The 21,023-nt window shown below is 68.0% G+C and carries 18 protein-coding genes and 1 pseudogene; 3 read left to right on the forward strand and 16 right to left on the reverse strand.

Annotation, left to right across the window (positions count from 1 at the left end; all coding sequences use genetic code 11):
- Window positions 1–20: 20 nt before the first annotated feature.
- Both aceA and aceB read right to left on the reverse strand, forming a co-directional pair.
- Window positions 21–1,322, reverse strand: coding sequence for an isocitrate lyase (aceA, locus tag GOY17_RS17985; protein WP_157031393.1), 1,302 nt, complete (start codon window positions 1,320–1,322; stop codon window positions 21–23).
- Between the two features lie 66 nt (window positions 1,323–1,388).
- A complete protein-coding gene (aceB, locus tag GOY17_RS17990) occupies window positions 1,389–3,008 on the reverse strand; it encodes a malate synthase A (RefSeq protein WP_157031394.1) in 1,620 nt (539 codons plus the stop codon).
- A 110-nt stretch (window positions 3,009–3,118) separates the two neighbouring features.
- Between aceB and GOY17_RS17995 the strand changes: the two genes are divergently transcribed.
- Window positions 3,119–4,087 (forward strand): LysR family transcriptional regulator, encoded by a 969-nt coding sequence (locus tag GOY17_RS17995; RefSeq protein ID WP_157031395.1) that lies wholly within the window; start codon window positions 3,119–3,121, stop codon window positions 4,085–4,087.
- 40 nt (window positions 4,088–4,127) lie between these two features.
- Here GOY17_RS17995 and GOY17_RS18000 read toward each other — a convergent pair whose 3' ends face one another.
- The 8 genes from GOY17_RS18000 to oleD all read right to left on the reverse strand — a co-directional run bounded on the left by GOY17_RS18000 (window position 4,128) and on the right by oleD (window position 10,197).
- Window positions 4,128–4,733: a lysophospholipid acyltransferase family protein gene (locus tag GOY17_RS18000; protein ID WP_115844364.1), complete on the reverse strand. Its 606-nt coding sequence runs from the start codon at window positions 4,731–4,733 to the stop codon at window positions 4,128–4,130.
- Between the two features lie 38 nt (window positions 4,734–4,771).
- Window positions 4,772–5,191, reverse strand: coding sequence for an alternative ribosome rescue aminoacyl-tRNA hydrolase ArfB (gene arfB / locus GOY17_RS18005; protein ID WP_157031396.1), 420 nt, complete (start codon window positions 5,189–5,191; stop codon window positions 4,772–4,774).
- A gap of 48 nt (window positions 5,192–5,239) precedes the next feature.
- On the reverse strand, window positions 5,240–5,920 hold the full coding sequence (locus tag GOY17_RS18010; protein WP_425482315.1) for a pseudouridine synthase: 681 nt from the start codon (window positions 5,918–5,920) through the stop codon (window positions 5,240–5,242).
- A 98-nt stretch (window positions 5,921–6,018) separates the two neighbouring features.
- Window positions 6,019–6,297, reverse strand: coding sequence for an endonuclease domain-containing protein (locus tag GOY17_RS19020; RefSeq protein WP_332310585.1), 279 nt, complete (start codon window positions 6,295–6,297; stop codon window positions 6,019–6,021).
- Window positions 6,298–6,474: 177 nt separating this feature from the next.
- Complete coding sequence (gene ubiB, locus GOY17_RS18020; RefSeq protein WP_115844371.1) at window positions 6,475–8,151, reverse strand: ubiquinone biosynthesis regulatory protein kinase UbiB; 1,677 nt, start codon at window positions 8,149–8,151, stop codon at window positions 6,475–6,477.
- A complete protein-coding gene (locus tag GOY17_RS18025; protein ID WP_157031397.1) occupies window positions 8,148–8,795 on the reverse strand; it encodes a ubiquinone biosynthesis accessory factor UbiJ in 648 nt (215 codons plus the stop codon). The genes ubiB and GOY17_RS18025 overlap by 4 nt, the downstream gene beginning before the upstream one ends.
- Before the next feature lie 148 nt (window positions 8,796–8,943).
- Window positions 8,944–9,102 (reverse strand): DUF1328 domain-containing protein, encoded by a 159-nt coding sequence (locus tag GOY17_RS18030; RefSeq protein ID WP_115844375.1) that lies wholly within the window; start codon window positions 9,100–9,102, stop codon window positions 8,944–8,946.
- Window positions 9,103–9,198: 96 nt separating this feature from the next.
- Window positions 9,199–10,197, reverse strand: a complete 999-nt coding sequence (gene oleD, locus GOY17_RS18035; protein ID WP_157031398.1) for a 2-alkyl-3-oxoalkanoate reductase — start codon at window positions 10,195–10,197, stop codon at window positions 9,199–9,201.
- A gap of 175 nt (window positions 10,198–10,372) precedes the next feature.
- Between oleD and GOY17_RS18040 the strand changes: the two genes are divergently transcribed.
- Window positions 10,373–11,476, forward strand: a complete 1,104-nt coding sequence (locus GOY17_RS18040; RefSeq protein ID WP_332310573.1) for a serine hydrolase domain-containing protein — start codon at window positions 10,373–10,375, stop codon at window positions 11,474–11,476.
- On the opposite strand, the gene GOY17_RS18045 is transcribed toward GOY17_RS18040, so the two are convergent.
- Entirely contained in the window at window positions 11,460–13,010 is a 1,551-nt protein-coding gene (locus GOY17_RS18045; RefSeq protein WP_157031399.1) for a winged helix-turn-helix domain-containing protein, read from the reverse strand. The two genes, GOY17_RS18040 and GOY17_RS18045, sit on opposite strands and share 17 nt — an antisense overlap.
- Before the next feature lie 3 nt (window positions 13,011–13,013).
- Window positions 13,014–14,666: an olefin beta-lactone synthetase gene (oleC, locus tag GOY17_RS18050; RefSeq protein WP_157031400.1), complete on the reverse strand. Its 1,653-nt coding sequence runs from the start codon at window positions 14,664–14,666 to the stop codon at window positions 13,014–13,016.
- 114 nt (window positions 14,667–14,780) lie between these two features.
- Here oleC and GOY17_RS18055 point away from each other — a divergent pair, with 114 nt between their 5' ends.
- Window positions 14,781–15,164, forward strand: coding sequence for a YkgJ family cysteine cluster protein (locus GOY17_RS18055; RefSeq protein WP_115844383.1), 384 nt, complete (start codon window positions 14,781–14,783; stop codon window positions 15,162–15,164).
- Between the two features lie 107 nt (window positions 15,165–15,271).
- Here the strand turns inward: GOY17_RS18055 and GOY17_RS18060 are convergent, their stop codons facing one another.
- The 4 genes and pseudogenes from GOY17_RS18060 to GOY17_RS18075 all read right to left on the reverse strand — a co-directional run bounded on the left by GOY17_RS18060 (window position 15,272) and on the right by GOY17_RS18075 (window position 20,978).
- Window positions 15,272–16,171, reverse strand: coding sequence for an alpha/beta fold hydrolase (locus GOY17_RS18060; protein WP_157031401.1), 900 nt, complete (start codon window positions 16,169–16,171; stop codon window positions 15,272–15,274).
- Window positions 16,172–16,370: 199 nt separating this feature from the next.
- A complete protein-coding gene (locus tag GOY17_RS18065) occupies window positions 16,371–17,393 on the reverse strand; it encodes a 3-oxoacyl-ACP synthase III (protein ID WP_115844387.1) in 1,023 nt (340 codons plus the stop codon).
- A gap of 197 nt (window positions 17,394–17,590) precedes the next feature.
- Window positions 17,591–17,899 (reverse strand): annotated as a pseudogene (locus tag GOY17_RS18070) (DUF4156 domain-containing protein); the annotation flags it as partial.
- A gap of 223 nt (window positions 17,900–18,122) precedes the next feature.
- Entirely contained in the window at window positions 18,123–20,978 is a 2,856-nt protein-coding gene (locus tag GOY17_RS18075) for a M16 family metallopeptidase (RefSeq protein ID WP_157031402.1), read from the reverse strand.
- Between the last annotated feature and the right edge of the window lie 45 nt (window positions 20,979–21,023).

A 21,023-nucleotide genomic window follows, 5' to 3' on the forward strand; every position in this document is an offset into this window, starting at 1 on the left:
CGCGCGGGAGAAGGGAAGCGTTACGCAGCCGCAGCCCGCTTCTCGTGGAACTGCTCTTCCTCGGTCGAACCCTTCAGCGCGACGGTCGAGGACTGGCCGCCCTGGATGGTCTGCGTCACCGCGTCGAAATAGCCAGTGCCGACCTCGCGCTGGTGCTTCACCGCGGTGAAGCCCTTCTCGGCCGCGGCGAACTCCGCTTCCTGCAGCTCGACGAAGGCGCTCATCTGGCGGCGCGCGTAGCCGTGCGCCAGGTTGAACATGCCGTAGTTCAGGCTGTGGAAGCCGGCCAGCGTGATGAACTGGAACTTGTAGCCGTAGGAGGCGATTTCCTTCTGGAACTTCGCGATCGTCGCGTCGTCCAGGTTCTTCTTCCAGTTGAAGCTCGGCGAACAGTTGTAGGCCAGCAGCTTGCCCGGGAACTTCGCGTGGATCGCCTCGGCGAATTTGCGGGCGAATTCCAGGTCCGGCTTGCCGGTCTCGCACCACACCAGGTCGGCGTACGGCGCGTAGGCGAGGCCGCGGCTGATCGCCTGGTCCAGGCCCTTGCTGGTCTTGTAGAAGCCTTCGATCGTGCGCTCGCCCGTGCAGAAGGGCTTGTCGTTGTCGTCGATGTCGGAGGTGATGAGGTCGGCGGCTTCGGCGTCGGTGCGGGCGACGATCAGGGTCGGCACGCCCATGACGTCGGCGGCCAGGCGCGCGGCGACGAGCTTTTCCACCGCCTCGCGCGTGGGCACCAGCACCTTGCCGCCCATGTGGCCGCACTTCTTCACGCTGGCGAGCTGGTCTTCGAAGTGAACGCCCGCAGCGCCGGCCTCGATCATGCCCTTCATCAGTTCGAACGCATTGAGTACGCCGCCGAAACCGGCTTCGGCGTCGGCGACGATCGGCTGCAGGAAGTCGACGTTGCCCGTGCCTTCGGCGCACTGGATCTGGTCGGCGCGCAGCAGCGTGTTGTTGATGCGGCGCACGACCTGCGGCACGGAGTTGGCCGGATACAGCGACTGGTCGGGGTACATCTCGCCGGCGATGTTCGCGTCGGCCGCGACCTGCCAACCCGACAGATAGATCGCCTTCAGGCCGGCCTTCACCTGCTGCATCGCCTGGTTGCCGGTGAGCGCGCCGAGCGCGTTGACGAACGGCTCGCTGTGCAGCGAATTCCACAGCTTCTCCGCGCCGAGCTTGGCGATCGAATGCTCGACCTGCACCGTGCCGCGCAGGCGCACGACGTCCTGCGGGCAGTACGGACGCGTGATGCCGGCCCAGCGCGGGTTGGTCGCCCAGTCGTGGCGGAGTTGTTCGGCGGTCTGCAGCGTGGTGCTCATGGCGGTGTTCCTTTCGGTATCGATGATGGAAAAGCGGAACAGCTCAGGCGTGTTGCGAATGAGGAGTCAGTCCAGGCGCGCGTACGCCGGCAACGTGAGGAAGTCCTCCAGCTCGTCGGCGTGCGTGAGGCGATCGAGCACGCCGATCGCTTCGTTGATGCGGCTTCCGCCTGGAATGCGCGTGCGATCGCCGAGGCGCGAAGGCAGGTTCAGGAAAGCGCGCTCGAGCAGCGCGAAGTCGACCGGCGTGCCATCGTCGAGGAACAAACCGTCGCTATGCAGCCACTGCCACAGTTGCGTGCGGGCGATTTCCGCCGTCGCCGCGTCTTCCATCAGCCAGTGGATCGGCACGCAACCGTTGCCGTCGAGCCACGCGGCCAGATAGCGCACGCACACCTCGACGTTGCCTTCGAAACCGGCACGCGTGATCGTGCCGAGCGAGGGCTTGATGAGATCGTCGCGCGTGACCCACACGTCCTCGCGCAGCACGTGGCGCTGGTTCGGCGTGGGCATGCGTTCGTCGAAGATCGCCTGCGCCAGCGGAATCAGCGCCGGATGCGCGACCCACGTGCCATCGTGGCCGGCGGTGACTTCGCGCAGCTTGTCGGCGCGCACCTTCGCGAGCGCGGCTTCGTTTGCCTCTTCGTCGCCGCTGATCGGGATCTGCGCCGCCATGCCGCCCATCGCATGCGCGCCGCGCTTGTGACAGGTCTGGATCAGCAGTTCCGAATACGACTTCAGGAACGGCTGCGTCATCGTCACCTGCGCGCGCTCGGGAAGCACCTTGTCGCGATGCGCGCGGAAGGTCTTGATGTACGAGAACACGTAATCCCAGCGGCCGCAGTTCAGGCCGGCGATGCGCGTGCGCAACGCGTGCAGGATCTCGTCCATCTCGAACACCGCCGGCAGCGTCTCGATCAGCACGGTGACCTTGAGCTGGCCCGGCGGCAGGCGCAGTTCGCGCTCGATGTGGTCGAGCGCGTCGTTCCACAGCTGCGCCTCTTCCATCGACTGCAGCTTGGGCAGGTAGAAGTACGGGCCGCGGTCCTTCGCCATCAGCTCGCGCGCGTTGTGGAACGCGAACAGGCCAAGGTCGAACAGACCGGCGGACATCGGCGTGCCGTCGACGAGCACGTGCTTCTCGTCCAGGTGCCAGCCGCGCGGCCGGACCATCAGCACCGCCTGCTCCTCGAACGGACGCAGCGCGTAATGCTTGCCGGTGTCGGCCGTGAATTCGAGCGTGCCGCGCACCGCATCGAACAGCGCGCGCTGGCCGGCGACCAGGTTCGACCACGTCGGCGAGGTGCTGTCCTCGAAGTCGGCCATGTAGACCTTCGCGCCCGAGTTCAGCGCGTTGATCACCATCTTCGGATCGACCGGGCCGGTGATCTCGACGCGGCGGTCGAGCAGCGCCTTCGGCAGAGGGGCCACCTTCCACTCGCCCGCGCGGATGGCCCTGGTGTCCTCACGGAAGTCCGGCAGCCCGCCGGCGTCGAAGAACGCCTGGCGTTCGCGGCGGGCGGCAAGGCGCGCCTGGCGGACGGGTTCGAACCGCGCGTGGAGCCCGGCGAGGAACGACAGGGCGGCCGGCGTCAGTACGTCGGTCTGGCCGGGGGCCTGTGCGATGACCTCGATGCGGGCCTGCTCGAAATCCGCCTGCTGGGGATGCGCCATGACTGCCGACATGCTGTAACTCCGTGGTAACCGTGGGGAGCCACCATGCGCTGGCGTTTGTTATTTGACAATGAAGGTTTGTCAATGCATATCATTTGCTCAGCTAATACGGGATTGAGGAAATGGGCTCGAACGCCGCCGGCACGCCGCGCTTCGCCTACAAGGGCGATCGCCTCAAGCCCCTTCGTGCCTTCTGCCAGACGGCGCGACTGGGTTCGGTCTCCCGCGCGGCCGAGGCGCTGTACCTCAGCCAGCCGGCCGTGACGCTGCAATTGCAGGCGCTGGAACGGGAACTGGGCGTGCGGCTGCTCGAACGGACCGGCCGCCGCATCGCACTCACCCGCGAAGGCCAGGAGCTGTACGACCTCGCCCGCCCGCTGGTCGAAGGCCTCGATGGCCTCGACGCGGCCTTCCACGAGCGCATCCGCGGGCTGGATGCCGGCGAGCTGAACGTCGCCGCGGGCAGTTCGACGATCCTCTACCTGCTGCCGCGGATCGTCGAAGCCTTCCGCGCCGCGCACCCGGAGGTCCGGCTGAGCCTGCACAACGTTACCGGCGCGGGCGGCCTCGACCTGCTGCGTTCGGACGGCGTGGACCTGGCCGTGGGCTCGATGCTCGACGTCCCGGCCGACCTCAGCTACGAGCCGGTCTACCGCTTCGAGCCGATGCTGATCACGCCGCGCGACCATCCGCTGGCGCAGAAGGCGACGATCGCGCTCGATGACCTCTCGCCCTACGGCCTGATCCTGCCGCCGCAGCGGCTCACGACGTATCGCCTGATCGACCTCGTGTTCCAGCAGAACCGCGTGCCCTACACCGTGGCGCTGGAAGTCGGCGGCTGGGAGGTCATCAAGCAGTACGTGGCGATGGGCCTGGGCATCAGCATCGTCACGGCGATCTGCCTCACGGAAGCCGATCGCGAGCGGCTCTGCGCCCGCTCGCTGGCCGAGTATTTCCCCTCGCGCACCTACGGCGTGGTGGTCCGGAAGGGGAAGTATTTGTCCCCGCAGGCGCGGGCATTTGTGGAGCTTATAAAGCCCGCGCTATTCGAACGCGGGGATTATTACTCGACCGGTCAGTCCGAGCGCTGACGTTCAAGCAGCGATCAGCGACCTCACGCGCACGTGAGCGTCAGGCGTCGTGGTTCTTGCCGTTGGACACGCTCCGGTACCACTCACGGATGCGGGCCACGTCGGATTCGTAATGGTCGGTCAGCTCGAACGGCGCGCCGATGCCGATGGTGCGGCGCCCGTAGTGGAAGTACGCCGGCACGACCGGCACCGCGGCGGCCTTGGCGATGCGCCAGAAGCCCGGCTTCCACTTCTCCACGACCTTGCGCGTGCCTTCCGGCGCCAGGCCGTACCAGAACTTGTCGGCGCCGCGGATCATCTGCGCGGCCTGTTCGACCACGCCCTGCGCCGCCTTGCGGTCCACCGGGATCACGCCCAGGCGCTTGAGGATCGGCCCGACCACCGGCGCCTTGAGCAGGGTGTCCTTGCCGAGCACCTTCAGGTCCAGGCCCGTGGCCATCACCACCGCGAAGCCCCACACGCCATCCCAGTTGGACGAGTGCGGCGCGCCGATCAGGACCAGTTTGGGCAGGTCGGGGAACGCGCCTTCCATGCGCCAGCCGCCGAGTCGGAGGATGGTCCGCCCGATCCAGCGGACAAGGGCGTTGCGGTGGATGCGCGGCGCGCTGGGCGGCAGCGGCAGCACCGGAGAAGCGGCGTCGGACATGTCCCCTCGTTGGATCCTGCGGTGGTTCGGTGCGTCGATCAGTCCCAGTCCCGCCGGGTCCGCTCGCGCTTGATCGTACCGCGTTCGCGCTTTCCGCTGAGCCGGCGCTCCTTTGACGCACGGGTCGGACGGGTCGCGATGCGCGGTGCCGCGACGGCCAGGCCGCCCGCGATGAACGCCGCGAGCCGCTCGCGCGCGTCCTCGCGATTACGGTCCTGCGTGCGGAACCGCTGCGCGCTGATCACCAGCACGCCCTCGTCGGTGATGCGGCGGTCGCGCTTGGCCAGCAGCCGCTCACGCAACGGCTCGGGCAGCGACGGCGAGGTGGCGATGTCGAAACGCAACTCGACCGCCGTGGCGACCTTGTTGACGTTCTGCCCACCCGGACCGGACGAACGCACGAAGCGCTCGACCAGTTCCGAGTCGGGAATCGACAGACGGGGCGTGATCTCGAGCATGGGGCGCGACTTTAGCCGAATCGGGATGACGCGGGCTTCGGCAACGCCTTATGCGGCGGTGAATCCGTCGAACAACGCCAGCGCCTTGGCGAATTCCGCATCGACCGGCGCTACCGCTTCCACGCGCGCGCCGCTGCCGGGATGCACGAACGCGAGCCGCCGCGAGTGCAACAGCATCCGGTGGATTCCCATCATGCGGAAATTGCGGTTGTGGCGACCGTCGCCGTGGCTGGTATCGCCGATCAGGTGATGCGACAGGTGCTTCAGGTGGCGCCGGATCTGCCGGAATCGCCCCGTATCGAGCGTCGCGCTCAACAGCGCATATCGCGAGGTGTCGAAGCCCGCCGAGGGCATCGACAGCTCCGTGGTCGCCAGCCGCCGGAAGTGCGTGATCGCCGGCTTCTTCTGCGGCTTGCCCGGGCCGCCGTCGAGCGGATGGTCGACGGTGAACGCCTCCTCCGGCCAGCCGCGGCACACGGCCCAGTATTCCTTCTCGACCTCGCGCGACATCAGCACCTTGCCGAGCGCCGATGCGGTTTCGCGATCGAACGCCAGCAGCAGGCAGCCGCTGGTGGCGCGATCGAGGCGATGCACCAGGAAGATGGGCTTGCCGAACTGCTCGCGAAGACGGTCCGCCGCGAAGTCCGTCTCGCCGCGCGCCAGCGCACTGTCGTGCACCATCAGCCCCGCGGGCTTGTTGACGATGGCGAGCGTGTCGTCGGCGTGGATGACGTCGAGCGCTTCGAATGCATCGCTCGCGCCTTCGACGCTCGTTGCTTCTGCCTCCTCCCCTGCTTGCAGGGGAGGGTTGGGGAGGGGTGAAGTGTTCACCGGGAGCGCTCCCGCAGATGAATCAGCACTTCTTCAAGCACGAGGTTTGTCCTCAGCAGTACATCGTCGTTCCAGAAGCGCAGTACGTGATAGCCGTTGGTGTTCATGCGTTGCGTGCGCCGTTCATCGTAGTGCTGTGCTTGGAGATGCTGTCCGCCGTCCAGTTCGATGACGAGCTTGCCTTCGACACAGGCGAAGTCGGCGATGTAGCCGGCGATGGGGAACTGGCGGCGGAATCTGTGGCCATCGAGTTGCCGCCCTTGAGGTGATACCAGAGCAAACGCTCGGCGTCGGTAGCGGCTCTACGCAGGCGGCGGGCGTTTCGCCAGATGGGTTCCACATGCGCTCTGCGGAAAGGATGCGGGTACCCACTTCACCCCTCCCCAGCCCTCCCCTGCAAGCAGGGGAGGGAGCAACAGCGCGTCGGCATTCTTCACATCTGCGCGTAAGTCTCAGCGCCCACGCGGCCACGCCGCGAGCAGCGCCCAGAGGCCGCCGAGGCCCGCGATCCACGCCGACGCCGGTACCGACCAGAAACGCGGGCCGCCGGCTTCCAGGCCGTAGAGCACGGCCGCGCAGATCAGCAGGCCGACGCCGAGCACGGCCGCCACGGTCTTTCGCTGCGCGGTGTGGATCGTGCGGTTGAGTTCGACCAGGTCGCGCGAACGCAGGTTCAACTCATGCCTGCCTTCGACCTGCTGCGTCAGCCACGCGTGCAGCAGGCGCGGCATTTCCGGCGCGTGCGTCACCAGTTCCGGCAGGCGCTTGCGGAATTCCGTCGCCAGTCGCTGGGGGCTGTAACGCTCGACGAGGATCCGCTGAAGCACCGGTCGCGCCACCGCCCAGATGTCCAGCTTCGGATCGAGCAGGCGGCCGACGCCCTCGATGTTCAGCAGCGTCTTCTGCAGCAGGATCAGCTGCGGCTGCAGCGTCAGTTCATAACGCTGCGCCGTGCGGAACAGCTTCAGCAGCACCTCGGCCAGCGAGATCTCGCTCAGCGGCCGTGTGAAATACGGCTCGCACACGGCGCGCGCGGCGGCTTCGAGTTCGTCGATGCGGATGTACGACGGCATCCAGCCGGCACGCACGTGCAGCTCGGCGATGCGACGGTAATCGCGGTTGAAGATCGCCATGAAGTTCTCGGCGAGGTAGTACTGGTCCTCGTCCGAAAGCTGGCCGACGATGCCGAAATCCAGCGCGATGAAACGCGGGTTCGCGCGGCGCGCGGGATCGCTGTCGACCCAGATGTTGCCGGCGTGCGCGTCGGCGTGAAAGAAGTTGTCGCGGAAGACTTCGGTGTAGAACACGCGCACGCCCTTCGCGGCGAGCGCACGACGGTCGATGCCGGCCGCGTCCAGCGCGGCGATGTCGTCCGACGGAATGCCGTACACGCGCTCGAGCGTCAGCACGCGCTCGGCGGTGTGCGACCAGATCACCTCCGGCACGTAGAGGTCGTCGCTGTCCTGCCAGAAACGCCGCAGCACGCTCGCGTTGGCGCCTTCGCGCTGCAGGTCGAGTTCGGCGGCGAGCGTGTTCTCGATTTCCTCGACGATCAGGTGCGGGCGGATCTTGTCGGCCGCCGGATGCGTGCGATTGACGACGCCCGCGACCGCCTTCAGCAGCGCGATGTCGCCGGCGATCTGCTTCTCGATGTCCGGACGCAGCACCTTCACCACGATCTCGCGCGAGACGCCGTTGGCGTCCGGCGGCAACGTCGCCGCGTGCACCTGCGCGATCGACGCCGACGCCAGCGGCGTGGTGTCGAACGTCGCGAAGGCCTGGCTCACCGGCATCTGCAACGCGTTCTCGACGATCGCGCGCGCAGTCTCACCGTCGAAGGGCAGCACGCGATCCTGCAGCAGCGCGAGTTCCTCGGCGACATCCGGCGGCACCAGGTCGCGTCGCGTCGACAGGATCTGGCCGAACTTGACGAAGATCGGCCCGAGCTCCTGCAACGCCATGCGCAGACGGGCGCCGCGCGAGAGATTCGCGACCTCGGCCGATGCACGCGGCACGAACGGGCGCGCGAGCTTCAGCCAGCCTTCGACGGGCGTGTCGTCGAGCAGGTCGTCCAGGCGGTAGCGCAGCAGCACGCGGCCGATGCGCCAGGCGCGGAAGACCGGCTTCATGCGGCGCCCCGCGCGCGCGTGCGCAGCCGCGATACGCGCGCGGCCAGGCGCTCGACGTCGTCGCGCAGCGTGTCGACGTCGTCGTGGAAGGCGTTGAGTTCCTCGCGCGGCACGACGTCGCGCGATTCCTCGGTCACGAATTCGGCGGCATTCGTCGCGAAAGCACCGGCCGCGCCGCGCGCATGGCGTAAGCCGGCGGCGACGGCATTGGCGACCTGCACGCCGACGATCTCGCCGAACACGCGCACGAAGGGCTGTTGCCAGTCGGGATCGAATCGTTCGGCGAGGCGTTGCAGGCGCCGCGCGAGGTCGGCATCACCTTCGATGCGGAGCTTGCCGACGGGCGGCGCGTCGTCGTTGCGAAGGAACGGGAGCTGCGACAACAGCCCGCCGAGCGTGGCGCGCACGGACAGATCGGGTTCGTCTTCGGCGACGGGGCCGACTTCCAGCCGTTCGCCGGCCACACGCACCTGCAGGGCGAGCGCGGGCGCGGACAGGCGCAGCACGACGCGGCGCTCGTCGAGGGCGCGCAACTGGTCGCGGGTGTCGGGATCGAGCGCAAGGGCGCGGTTGAGGGCGGTTTCGAGGGCGCGCCCGGCCAGTGGCTTCAGAGCGGCCAGCGGCGAGGAAGTCGGGTCGGTCATGCGGTCATTGTAGCCGCGGCCCGAACCCGGTCCCCGCACCGGCCGCTCGCGCCGGACGGCCCCCTCGAGGCAGCCGTCCGGCGCGGGTGTTGCAGGGTTGGATCAGCAGGTCAGATCAGCAGGTTCGATCGATGGATCGATCCGCCGGTCAGACCCTGCGGCCGCGCAGCATCGAGATGACGGCCAGCACCAGGAACACGACGAACAGGATCCAGGCGATGTTGCTGGCAGCGCCGGCGATACCACTGAAGCCGAGGACCGCGGCGATGATCGCGATGACGAAGAAGATGACAGCGTAGCTAAGCATCGGTGCACTCCGTGGCGCGGTGCGCCTGACTGGGTGTAATCGATGCTAGGCACGGGGCAGTCGGCAAAAAGTGACGATCCGAACGCCTGCGCGCCTCTACGCCCGTCCCATGCAGGCCACCTTCAGTCGGGTGAGCCCTTCGTGAATGCTGACCGATGGCACGTAGCCGAAATCGCGTCGCGCCGGCGCCATGTCGTACCAGTGCGTCGTGCTGAGCTGTTCGGCGAGGAAGCGCGTCATCGGTGGCTCGCCCTTCAGCGGCAACGCATGCCACAACCCTTCGCACAACACGCCCGCCGCGTATGCGACGCCGAAGGGAATCGTCTTGTCGACCTGCGGTGCGCCGGCGGCATCGAGCAGGCCGTTGAGGATCTCGCGCACCGTGCGCGGTTCGCCATTGCTGATGAAGTATGCGCGGCCCGCGCATGCGGCGCCGGGTGCGAGATGTTCGAACGCGTCGAAGTGCGCCTGCGCGGCGTTGTCGACGTAGGTCGTGTCGATGCGGTTGTTGCCGTCGCCGACGATACGCAGCCGGCCCGCGTGCGCGCGTTCGACCAGACGCGGCAGCAGCTGGTTGTCGCCCACGCCCCAGATCAGCCGCGGTCGCAGCGACACGGTGGCGAGCGCGGTGTCGTTGGCGGCGATGACGAGCTTCTCGGCGATCTGCTTGGTTGCCGCGTACGGCGCCTTGAGGTGGTCGCCGTACGGCACGGTCTCGGCGGTGCCGCCTTCGACCGGATGCGTCTTGCGGTGCGTGACGCTCGGCGTGGAGGTGTAGACGAGCCGGCCGATGCCGTGCGCGCGGCAGGCGTCAATGACGTTCTGCGTGCCAACGACGTTGGCGAGGTGGTAGCTCTCGTAACTGCCCCAGGCGCCGGCCTTGGCGGCGTTGTGGAAGATCGCCTCGCAGCCCGCGGCCGCGGCGATGACGGCGTCGCGCTGGGCGAGGTCGCCCTGCACCTGCGTCACACCGAGGCGGTCGAGTGCGTCGTAGCGGCCGCGGTTGAAGCTGACGACCTCATGGCCGCGTTCTCGCAGGCCACGGCAAAGCACCTGCCCGAGGAAGCCGCCGCCGCCGGTCACCAGGATCTTCATCGGCCGTCTCCGTGCGAAAAGGGGTCACACCATAACGGGGCCGGCGGCAGGTTCCAACGCCCTGCCGGCGGGGGCAAAAGCCGCCCGATAGCGGGCTTCACAATTCTTCATTCGCATTTCAGGCACTTCATCGAGGCCCGGCAGCCAATGGCCGCTCCAACCAAGGAGCCTGCCGATGCGTCGCCTGTTCGCCCTGCCCCTGCTTGTCCTGTTCGCCACCAGCGCCGTCACCGCGGCCCCGCCGGCCGCGCGCGATGATGGATGGCCCGTCGCCGACGCCGCGAGCGCAGGCTTCGACGCCGCGACCCTCGCCGCCATGGACGCTGCCATCGCCGCCGGGCAGGCCCCCGACACGACCAGCGTGCTCATCGCCCGCGACGGCCGCCTGGTCTACGAACGCTATTTCGGCACGGGCGGGCCCGATGTGCTCAACGACACGCGCTCGGCGACCAAGTCCGTCACCGCGTTGCTGGTCGGCGCGGCGGTCGACCGCAAGCTGATCGACGGCGCGCAGGCGCCCATCTACGGCTACTTCGCCGACCGGACGTGGCTTCATCCCGATCCCCGCAAGGCGCGCTTCACCGTCGAGGACCTGCTGACGATGAGCTCGCAATGGGAATGCGACGACGACAACCAATTCTCCGCCGGCAACGAGGAGCGCATGTACGTGGCCGAAAACTGGACGCAGTTCGCGCTGGACCTGCCGATCAAGGGCTACGCACCGTGGATGAAGCGTCCGGAGGATAGCCCGCACGGTCGCGCGTTCTCGTATTGCACCGCGGGCTCGTTCCTGCTGGGCGCTGCGGTCGAACGCCTCAGCGGCAAGCCGCTTGCGACGTTCGCGCGCGAGACACTGGAAGCACCGCTCGGCATCCGCGAGAGCCAGTGGCAGCGTTCGTCCGAAGGCATCGGCATGGGCGGCGGCGGCACGCGTTACCGCAGCCGCGATCTGGCGAAACTCGGGCAGTTGCTGCTCGACGGCGGACGCTGGAACGGCAAACAGGTGATCGCCGCCGACTGGATCCGCGCGATGACGACGGTGCATGCGCAGGCGCGCGACGATGCGGACTACGGCTACCTGCTGTGGCGCTTCCGCTTCGACGTGCGCGGCGAGGAGGAAGCGGCCTGGGCGATGTCGGGCAACGGCGGCAATTACGTGTTCGTGGTTCCGTCGCAGCGACTCGTCGCGGTGATCACGCGCACGCGCTACAACCAGCGCGACATGCACGCGCAGTCGCAGCGGCTGATGTCGGACTACATCCTCAAGGCGCTGCCCTGATATCGAGCTTGCGCGAACGCACGGCCTCGCGTTCGCGCGCGATGGCCGTGTCGATCGCGACCAGCGCCTCGTCGAAACCCGGCGACTCGCGAAGTCCTGCGAACAACGGCGATGCACGCAGGTACGCCGCGTCGCGATAGCCCATCGCGATGGCGTCACGCACTGCGGCGATTGCGGCATCGCGGTCGCCCGCCGTGTCGAGCAGCAAGGCGGCGTCGATACCGTCGATCGGATCGCTGCCATCGCGCAGACCCGCCCGCAACGATTCGGCCTGCGCGCGCAGCATCGCCGGCTGCGGTTGCACTTGCGCGAAGGCGTACTGCACGCTGCGCGGGAAACTGCTGTGCGGTCGCAGCGCCACGGCACGCGCGGCTTCCTCGCGCGCGGTGTCGCGATCATCGCGCGACCACGCGAGTTCCGCCGCCAGCACGTGCAGGCCTGCGTGATCCGTGCCGCGCTTCATCGCTTCGTCGAGCGCCGCTTGAGCTTCGGCATGACGCCCGTGCCGCATCAGGAACGACGGCCACGCCAGGTTCGAGAACACGTTGTCCGGATAAAGCTGGAAACTGCGGCGATAGCGCGATTCCGCTTCGGCCGTGTAACCGAGCAGGTCGAGATTCGCGGCGATCTGGATCTGCAGGAAGCGCACACGCGACGGATCGCGAACGGCGAGGTTCGCTGCGAGCGCATCGGCCAGCCTCCCGCGCCGTTCGTACAGGTACGCCGCCGAGGCACGCGCGCCGTCGTTCGATGGATCCAGCGACAGCGCGCGCTCGTAACCGCGAAGTGCGTCGTCGATGCGTCCGCGGCAATCGAACGAATAGCCCAGCGCCGCGTGCGCCGCAGCATTGCGCGGATCGGCGGCGATCACGCGTTCGGCCATCGCCTGCGCACGGTCGAGTTGCGTGGCGTCGCCGTTATACAGGCACGCGTCCGCGCTGAGTGCGCGGCTCAGCCCGATCATCGCGTCGCGATCGTCCGGCGCTTCCTGCAGCCGCTGTCGATACAGCGCGATCGCGCGCTCGTTGTCGTCGCGCTGGCCGATGCCGGCGTAGTACGCCGCGCGCTGCAGGAGCGGCGATTGCGGCTTCTTCGTTTCGTCCGGCCGCTGCATCCACCAGGCGATGACGCCGATGACGAGCGCGATGAGCGCCATCCCTACAAAGGCAATGTGGCGCTTGCGTCGCGCGGGCGGCATTGCGTCGCCGCGCGTTTCATCCTCGCGCTGCGGCGCGACGCACAACTGGTAACCACGCCCGCGCACCGAACGCAGGTAGCGCGAGTTCCGTCCGTCGTCGCCCAGCGCCTGCCGCAGCAGCCGCACGCGCTGCGTGACGGTTTCCTCGTTCACCACTGCCGGCGCCCACACACGCTCGATCAACTCGTCGAAACCGACGACGCGCTGGCCCTGTTCGAGCATGAATTCCAGCAGCCGGAAGCTCAGCCCGCCGACGTCGAGCGGCGCGCCATCACGCTCCACGCGCTGGCGCGGCACGTCGATGATCAGATCGTCGAGCCGGTAGCGCGCCGTCATGCGTCAGCGCACCCGCGTCGCCGCCCAGACGGCGAGTTTCTCGCGGCCGATCTTGGCGTTGTGGCGGATGTCGACCGGGAATTTCGGATGGCGCAGGAACGTGTCGATGCCGGACGTATGCGCGTGCGCCGATGCGATCCAGCGCAGCTCACGCTCGATGCGTGGCCATTCGCTCGCGTCGACGCCATGGGCCAGCTCGACGCACAACACCGGCCGTTGCGCGCCCATCGCGCCGATGCCGACCAGCGCGGTGCGGCGCACGTTCTCGTGCACGTTGAACACCGGCTCGACCTGTTCGGTATACAGCGGGCCCTGCGCGGTTTCGACGCGATGCGTCTTTCGCCCGCAGAACCACAGGCGACCCTGCGCATCGAGATAGCCGACATCGCCCATGCGATGCACGACGCGTTCGCTGCCGTCGGCAACGCGTTCGCGGATCTTCGCAGCCTTCGTCTGCGCAGGACGGTTGAAGTAGGTGTCGGTCGCGGTGGGACCGGCGACGGTGATCTCGCCGACGACGCCTGCTTCCACGATGCGCGCGTCGGTCCAGTCTTCGATCGCCTCGTCCGTGATCGCGATGATGCGCACCTCGTTCGGCGCTACCGCGCGGCCGACGCAGGTGCCCGCGCCGTTTTCCGTCGCCGCACGCGTGGATTGCAGCTCGCGGCTTTCGATGACCGCGACAGGCAGGCATTCGGTCGCGCCGTAGGGCGTCCAGAAACCGGCGTCCTCTGGCAGCAGTTCGCGCATCTTCGCCACGACGTCGGCCGGCACCGGGGCGCCGGCGGACGTCACGCGCTTCACCGTCGGCAACTTCGCGCCGAAGTTCGCCAGCACCGCCATCAGCGCGGGCGAGCCGAACAGCTGGTCCACGTCGAATCGCGCGATGGCTTCGTGCAGCTTGTGCGGGTCGGCCAGCGCGGGCTTGGTCGGATCCATGTCGGGAATGATCGACGTCAGCCCCAGCGCGGGATCGAACAAGGCGAACGGCGGGAACGTCGGCAGATCGACGCCGCCGGCCTCGATGCCCAGCGCATCGCGCAGCATCGCGATCTGCGCGACGAAATGCCGATGCCGGTACACCACGCCCTTCGGCACGCCGGTGGAGCCGCTGGTGAACAGGATTGCGGCAACCTCGTCGGGCTGCGTCGCGGCGAGCTGCGAGCCGGCGTTCGCGCCGTCGCGTTCGACCTGCGCGAGCGTCGCGTCGCTGAGCCACGCGCGCGTGCCGGTGGTGATGCGGATGCGCGCCGATCTTGCCCAGCGCAGCACGACGCGGGCGATGTGCGCCAGCGGGATGCCGATGAAGGCCTCCGGTTGCGCTTCATCCAGGCACTGCTTCAGCGCGCGCTTGTCGATGCCCGGATCGACGAGCACCGGCACCGCGCCGGCCTTGAACAGCGCGAACATCAGCAGGAAGAACTCCGGCGACGGCCGCACCATCACCACCGTGCGCGTGCCGCGGACGATGCCGCGACGCGCCAGGCCGGCGGCGATCGCGTCGCTGCGCGCGTCGAGCTCGCGGTAGGTCAGGGTGAGGTCGAAGCGGGCCATGCCGTCCGGCCCGCGCGTGCCGGGGCAGCGCATGGCGATGCGGTCGGGAAAGCGGGCGGCCAGCCCGGGGAGGGTCGCGGCGATGTTGCACACGTCGGTCATGCCTCATTTTCGCCTGAACGGGCGGCGCTGCGTCCGGCCTGCTTGCACGGGCCGCGCAAAGCCTCAGAATTCCGCACCCGGCGCCGTTTCGCCGGACCTCGTGACGGTCCTTCCATGCACCACCCCTGCCTGACCTGCGGCGCCTGCTGCGCCTTCTTCCGCGTGAGTTTCCACTGGTCGGAAGCCGACCCGGAACTCGGCGGGCAGGTGCCGCCCGAGCTGACCGAATCGCTGCGCACGCACGAACGCGTCATGCGCGGGACGTCGCAGTCGAACCCGCGCTGCGTCGCGCTCGACGCCGACATCGGCCGCTACAGCCGTTGCACGATCCATGATCGGCGCCCGTCGGTGTGCGCGCTGGTGCCAGCGTCATGGGAGTTCGGCCAGGCGAGCGCGCAGTGTGACAAGGCGCGCCTCGCGCACGGCTTGCCGCTGCTCACGCCGGACGACTGGATCGGCGTGGGCGAGGACGAGAAGAATCCGTTGCCGGAGGTTTGAGGGTGCGCTGCTTTCGATGCGAGGGCGCATCGCAAGTGCGAGCTTGATCGCGCGTCCCGACCCTCACCCCAACCCCTCTCCCGCAGGGAGAGGGCCAAATCCCCGACTTAGAGCGGGTTCGCGTCCAGGAACGCCCGCATCTTCGGCACGAGGACATCGGCCTTGTCTTCGAGCACGTAGTGGCCCGCGTCCTCGAACGCATGCACCTGCGCGTTCGGCAGCGCGTCGGTGAAGCCCTTCAGGAAGTGCCTGTCGAAGACGAAGTCGCGCAGGCCCCAGGCGATGAACGCCGGGCGGTCGGCGTACTCGGGCAACTTGCGACCCATCGCCTGGACCAGCGGCCATGCGGCGTCGCCTTCGCCCAGCGGGATGTCCTGCACGAAGCGCGAGGTCGCGATGCGGTTGGCCCAGGTGTCGTACGGCGCGACGTAAGCGCGTCGCACGTCGGCGGGCATGCGGTTCTCGACGCCGACGTACGAGGCGACCGACGAGAACGCGTTGACGCCGCGGATCAGAAGCGTGCCCAGACCCGAATCGCGGCCGAACTTCAGCGACTTCGGCAACGGCTTGCTCGCCGGCAGCGGGAACGAACCGGTGTTGGTGACGATGAGCCGGCGGATGCGCGACGAATGCCTGAGGCCCCAGCCGAAGCCGATGCCGCCGCCCCAATCGTGCACGGCGAGCGTGACGTCGCCTTCGATTCCGAGGCGGTCGAGCAGCGTCTCGACGTCGTCGATGCGCGATTGCAGCGTGTAGCGGTAGCGATCGTCGGACGGCTTGTCCGACAGGCCCATGCCAACGTGGTCGGGGACGATGCAGCGGTAGCGATCGCGCAGGCCGAGCACGAGCTTGCGCCAATAGAAGCTCCACGACGGATTGCCGTGCAGCATCACCACCACTTCGCCGTCGCGCGGGCCTTCGTCGAGGTAGCTCATCGCGATGCCGGGGCGCACGTCGAAGCGCTGCGGCGTGAAGGGGTAATCAGGGAGCGGCAGGTGGATCGTCATCGTTGGTTTCCTGCTCATCATTCCCGCCAGCGTGGGAATCCGGCGCCTTTCGCTACGTCGCTTGGAGTGGCTGGGTCGCCGCTTTCGCGCGGATGACGGAGTGGGTGTATTCGGGTCGTGGTGCCGGGCGGGCCGCATTCGCGTCGCCCAAGAAAAACCCGGCACGCGGCCGGGTTCTTCGATGTGACGCGGGCGGCGCTTACCAGACCACTTCGGCCATCGAGCAGTTCAGGCCCGAGCCGATGCCCAGCAGCGCGATGCGCGTGCCCTTCTTGACGCGGCCGCCTTCGCGCAGCTTGCTCAGCACGATCGGCACCGACGCCGGGCCGATGTTGCCGTGCTCGCCGAAGATGGTCAGCACCTTCTTCGGATCGATGCGGAAGGCCTTCAGGAAGGCCTTGGTGTGCGCCTTGCTGACCTGGTGGATGACGAATTCGTCGAGCTCTTCCACCACCCAGCCGAGCGCGGCGCGCGCGGCGGCAAAGGTCTTCTGGCCGAGCTTGAGGCCTTCGATCATCAGCATGCGGCCGTCGGCGATCATGCGGTCGTGCACGAGGTCGCCGCGGCAGAGCTGGTTCCACTCGGTCGCCGAGCGCGTGACGCTGCCGCGGTAACGCGGCGCGCCCGGGGCGAGTTCGCTGCGCGCCAGGACCATCGCGGCGGCGCCGCTGCCCAGCGTCAGCGTGGCCATTTCATCGCGGAACTGCTCTTCGGTGACGTCGTCGCGGCTGAGGCGGTCGAGCGTCTTCTCGTAGGCCAGCTCGGCGGTCTCGCCGTTGACGACCAGCGCATAGTCGATCTCGCCGCGCTCGATCATCCGGCTGGCGATGTCCATGCCGTTGAGAAACGCGAGGCACGCGTTGGCGACGTCGAAGTTCTGGCAGGTGTCGGGCAGGCGTAGGTTGCCGGACACGATGGAGGCCGTGGACGGCTCCAGGTAGTCGCGGCTGACGGAGGTGTTGACCAGCAGGCCGACGCGGTCGGCATCGATGCCGGCATCGGCCAAGGCCTTGACGCCCGCCAGCGTGGCGGCGTCGGAGGCCTTGACCTCGCCGTCCCACAAGCGGCGTTCGCGAACGCCGGCGACTTCCTCAAGCACGTTGTACTTGATGCCGAGGCGATCGAGCGTGGGCTTGAGACGGGCGTGGATTTCGTCCGAGGTCAGCCGGCGGGGTGCATCGATATGAGCAAGACCGGCGATGGCGACGTGCTGGAACAACATGGGCGGCTGACCGGAAACGGAAAAGAACACGCCATGTTAACGCTTAAATCCCGCCCTCCGCCATCCGGCCCCGTATGGTTGGGGCGTTCGGACGACGGACGGCGCGAATCGATTAAGCGCTGTGAAGCTCAGCCGCCGATCGGATAGGTCTGGGCGCTGCCGGTGGCCGGCTGGACCGCCGGCGCAGTCGCGCCACGACGTGCCCCGCAACGCCAGGCGGCGAAGCGCTGCGAGCCGTTCATCGGCCCACCCATCGGCTGGACGGTGTCGGCCTGCAGGCCGATGGCCTCGTTGCGGGCGAGGGTTTCCAGCTCCTCACGGACGCGCAGCTGGTTGCGCTCGTAGAAGGCCACCTTGTTCTTGACCGTCACCTCGACCTCGCCGCGCTTCTCGCAGCCGGCCGGCGGACCGCTGCCGTCGATCACGCGCACCGACGACGCGCCCGGCGCCATGTCGACCCACGTGCAGCCGCCAGCGACCAGCGCCGAGACCATAACCATCCCCACCATCGACTTGCGCATCGTGACCCCTGATTCGCGCGACGCCGTCGCCGCGCATGAATGGACGGGCGCGATTGTCGCCGCACCCGCCATCGTTGTGAACGCCGGGCGGTGAACCACGACTGAGGCGGTTGTCGCGGTTTGCCGCTTCTGTCGGACAGCGCGTTCTGACAGAGGCGGCGTCACGAGCGGGCGATGGCGGCGGGTACCGGGGTCAATGGCGTGCGCTTCAAGGCGTGCCCGTCACCGCGTTGCCGTCGGCGTCGAGCACCTGCACGTCGCCCAGCTTGAGCGCGCGCACCGGCTTCTCGATCTGCTTGAGGTCGCCGACGACCACCCAGGTCAGCGCATTGGGGTCGATCGTCGACGCGGCGGCCTTCACCTGTTCGGGCGTGAGCGCTTCGATCTGCGCCTTGCGCTTGAACACGTAGTCGTCCGGACGGTCGTAGCGGACGATGCCGCTGATGGCGCCCATCACCGACGAGGCCGTCTCGAACGCGCCCGGCAGGCTCAGGATTTCGGTCGCCTGGATCTTCGCCACTTCTTCCGGCTTCGGCGGCGCCTTGCCGGTGGCGTAGTCGGTGATCTCGCGGTTCAGTTCCTTGAGCGAATCGGCCGTCTTGTCGATCTGCACCGGCGCGAACGCCATCCACGGGCGCTGGCCCAGCGCGTTGGCCGAGAAGCTGTAGGCACCGTAGGCCCAGTGCTTGTTCTCGCGCAGGTTCATGTTGAGGCGCGAGGAGAACTCGCCGCCCAGGACGGAGTTGGCGATGTCGAAGCGGACCGAGTCGGCGTCCTTCGTCGAGGGCACGACTTCGCCCGCGAAGATGTTGGCCTGCACCGCGCCGGGCTGGTCGATCAGGTACACGCGCGGCTTGGCCGGGCGCGCGACCTCGCCGATCTGCGGACGCGCCGGCGCATTGCCGGCTGGCTTCCAGTCTCCCAGGTGCTTGTCGAGCAATGGGACGATCTCCTTCAGCGTCGTGTCGCCCACGACGATCAACGTGGCGCCTTCCGGGCGCACCCAGTCGCGATGGAAGGCGAGCAGGTCATCGCGCGTCAAAGACGCGATGGAGGCCTCGGTGCCGCTGCCACTGAAGGGAATCGCGTACGCGTGGCCGGCGCCGTACAGCAGCGGCGGCAGTACGCGCATGGCGGCGCCATTCGGACGCGCCTTCTCCTGCTTGATGCCGGCGACCCAGCTCGCCTTTACCCGGTCGATTTCCTTCTGGTCGAAGCGCGGCTCGCGCAGCATCTTGGCGAACAGCCCGACCGACGGATCGAGGTTCTGCTTCAGCGCCGAGAGGTAGGCCTTGCCGCCGTCGAGCGACGCGCCGGCGCCGAGATTCGCACCCAGCGATTCGGCGCGATCGCCGAACGCGAGCGAATCCAGCTCGCCCGCGCCCTCGTCCATCATGCCCATCGCGAAGCTGGACGTACCCAGCTTGCGGCCCTGGTCGGCGCTGAAGCCGCCGGCGAACTCGTAGCTCATCTGCACGACGGGAACGTCATGGCGCTCGGCAAGGATCACCGTCGTGCCGTTCTTCAGCGTCGCACGTTGCAGCGAAGGGAAGCGAAGGTCCGGGAACTGGCTGGTCTTCGGCGGCCCCGCACTGCGGTCGACGGTGCTCGCCGTGGTGGTGAACCTGGGATCGACCGCGGGCAGCTTCATCGGTGCCGGCGTGACCGAGGGATCCTCGGCAACGAGGGTGCGATCGCCCGGCACGACGACGAGCGTGTGGCTGCCCTTGGTCAGCCAGTTGTTCGCAACGGCCGTGAGGTCGCGCGCGCTGGCGGTGTCGATGATCTTCAGGCTGTCGCGGAAGCACCCCGGATCGCCGGTGTAGACCGTGCACTCGGCGAGCGCGTCGGCCTTGCCGCCGGAGCCGCCGATGCGTTCGATGCCGCGCACGAAGCCGGCCTTGAAGACGGTACGCGCCTGTTCCAGTTCGGCCTTGGTCGGGCCGTCCTTCAGCAGATTCTGCAGCTCCTCGTCGATGATCGCCTCGACTTTCGCCGGGTCCACGCCCTGCTTCACGTCGGCGGTAATGACGAAGTTTGAACTGAGCTGCATGGAGTACGCCGCGGCGGACACGTTATCGACCAGCTTCTCCTCGTGCAGCAGGCGCTTGTCCAGGCGCGAGGACTTGCTGCCGCCCAGCACCTGCGCGAACAGCTGCAGCTTGTCGAGGTCCGGCGTGCCGGCCTGCGCGACGTTCCACACGCGATGCACGCGCGCCTGCGGCACCTTGTCGGTCATCGTGCTGCGGGTGGACTTGGCCAGCGGCGCGACGTCGACCTGCGGCTGCGCCATGGTCGGCGTGGCGGGAATGTCGCCGAAGTACTTCGTCACCTTTTCCTTCGCCGTCGCGACATCGATGTCGCCGGCCAGCACGAGCACGGCGTTGTTCGGCCCGTACCACGTGCGGAACCAGCCCTTCACGTCGTCGAGCGAGGCGGCGTCGAGGTCGGCCATCGAGCCGATGGTGCTGTGGTGGTACGGGTGCGTCTTCGGATACAGCGCCTTGCCCAGCGCGTCCCAGACCTGGCCGTACGGCTGGTTCTCGCCCTCGCGCTTCTCGTTCTGGACGACGCCGCGCTGCTCGTCGAGCGTCTTCTGGTCGATCGCGCCGAGCAGATGGCCCATGCGGTCGGATTCCATCCACAGCGCCATGTCCAGCGCGGTGGTCGGCACGTTCTGGAAGTAGTTGGTGCGGTCGGAATTGGTGGTGCCGTTCATGTCGGTGGCGCCGACCAGTTCGAACGGTTCGAAGTACTCGCCGCGGTGGTTTTCCGAACCGTTGAACATCAGGTGTTCGAACAGGTGCGCGAAGCCGGTGCGGCCGGCCGGTTCGTCCTTGCTGCCCACGTGGTACCAGAGGTTCACCGCGACGATCGGCGCCTTGCGGTCCGTGTGCACCACCACCCGCAGCCCGTTGGGCAGGGTGAATTCCTCGAAGGGGATGTCGACCGTCGTCTTGGGTGCGGCCATCGCGGCCACCGGCGTGAGCGCGGCGACCCCGCCGAAGGTGGCGGCCAGGGCCAGGGCAAGCGCGGCCAGGCGCGGGCGGGACGAAGCGGACATGACGGACTCCTGTGATTCGAACAGGCATCCTAGCCGTCGCCCGCG

Source organism: Lysobacter soli, from assembly GCF_009755585.1.
Taxonomy (GTDB): domain Bacteria; phylum Pseudomonadota; class Gammaproteobacteria; order Xanthomonadales; family Xanthomonadaceae; genus Lysobacter_J; species Lysobacter_J soli.

Bases quoted from the DNA above. Each gene is read 5' to 3' on its own strand.
- aceB (WP_157031394.1), bottom strand. From the start codon at position 3,008: ATGTCGGCAGTCATGGCGCATCCCCAGCAGGCGGATTTCGAGCAGGCC.
- aceA (WP_157031393.1), bottom strand. From the start codon at position 1,322: ATGAGCACCACGCTGCAGACCGCCGAACAACTCCGCCACGACTGGGCG.
- GOY17_RS18060 (WP_157031401.1), bottom strand. From the start codon at position 16,171: ATGACGATCCACCTGCCGCTCCCTGATTACCCCTTCACGCCGCAGCGC.
- arfB (WP_157031396.1), bottom strand. From the start codon at position 5,191: ATGCTCGAGATCACGCCCCGTCTGTCGATTCCCGACTCGGAACTGGTC.
- GOY17_RS18055 (WP_115844383.1), top strand. From the start codon at position 14,781: ATGCACCACCCCTGCCTGACCTGCGGCGCCTGCTGCGCCTTCTTCCGC.
- oleD (WP_157031398.1), bottom strand. From the start codon at position 10,197: ATGAAGATCCTGGTGACCGGCGGCGGCGGCTTCCTCGGGCAGGTGCTT.
- GOY17_RS17995 (WP_157031395.1), top strand. From the start codon at position 3,119: ATGGGCTCGAACGCCGCCGGCACGCCGCGCTTCGCCTACAAGGGCGAT.
- GOY17_RS18025 (WP_157031397.1), bottom strand. From the start codon at position 8,795: ATGACCGACCCGACTTCCTCGCCGCTGGCCGCTCTGAAGCCACTGGCC.
- GOY17_RS18040 (WP_332310573.1), top strand. From the start codon at position 10,373: ATGCGTCGCCTGTTCGCCCTGCCCCTGCTTGTCCTGTTCGCCACCAGC.
- GOY17_RS18000 (WP_115844364.1), bottom strand. From the start codon at position 4,733: ATGTCCGACGCCGCTTCTCCGGTGCTGCCGCTGCCGCCCAGCGCGCCG.
- GOY17_RS18030 (WP_115844375.1), bottom strand. From the start codon at position 9,102: ATGCTTAGCTACGCTGTCATCTTCTTCGTCATCGCGATCATCGCCGCG.
- GOY17_RS18045 (WP_157031399.1), bottom strand. From the start codon at position 13,010: ATGACGGCGCGCTACCGGCTCGACGATCTGATCATCGACGTGCCGCGC.
- GOY17_RS18065 (WP_115844387.1), bottom strand. From the start codon at position 17,393: ATGTTGTTCCAGCACGTCGCCATCGCCGGTCTTGCTCATATCGATGCA.
- oleC (WP_157031400.1), bottom strand. From the start codon at position 14,666: ATGACCGACGTGTGCAACATCGCCGCGACCCTCCCCGGGCTGGCCGCC.
- GOY17_RS18075 (WP_157031402.1), bottom strand. From the start codon at position 20,978: ATGTCCGCTTCGTCCCGCCCGCGCCTGGCCGCGCTTGCCCTGGCCCTG.
- ubiB (WP_115844371.1), bottom strand. From the start codon at position 8,151: ATGAAGCCGGTCTTCCGCGCCTGGCGCATCGGCCGCGTGCTGCTGCGC.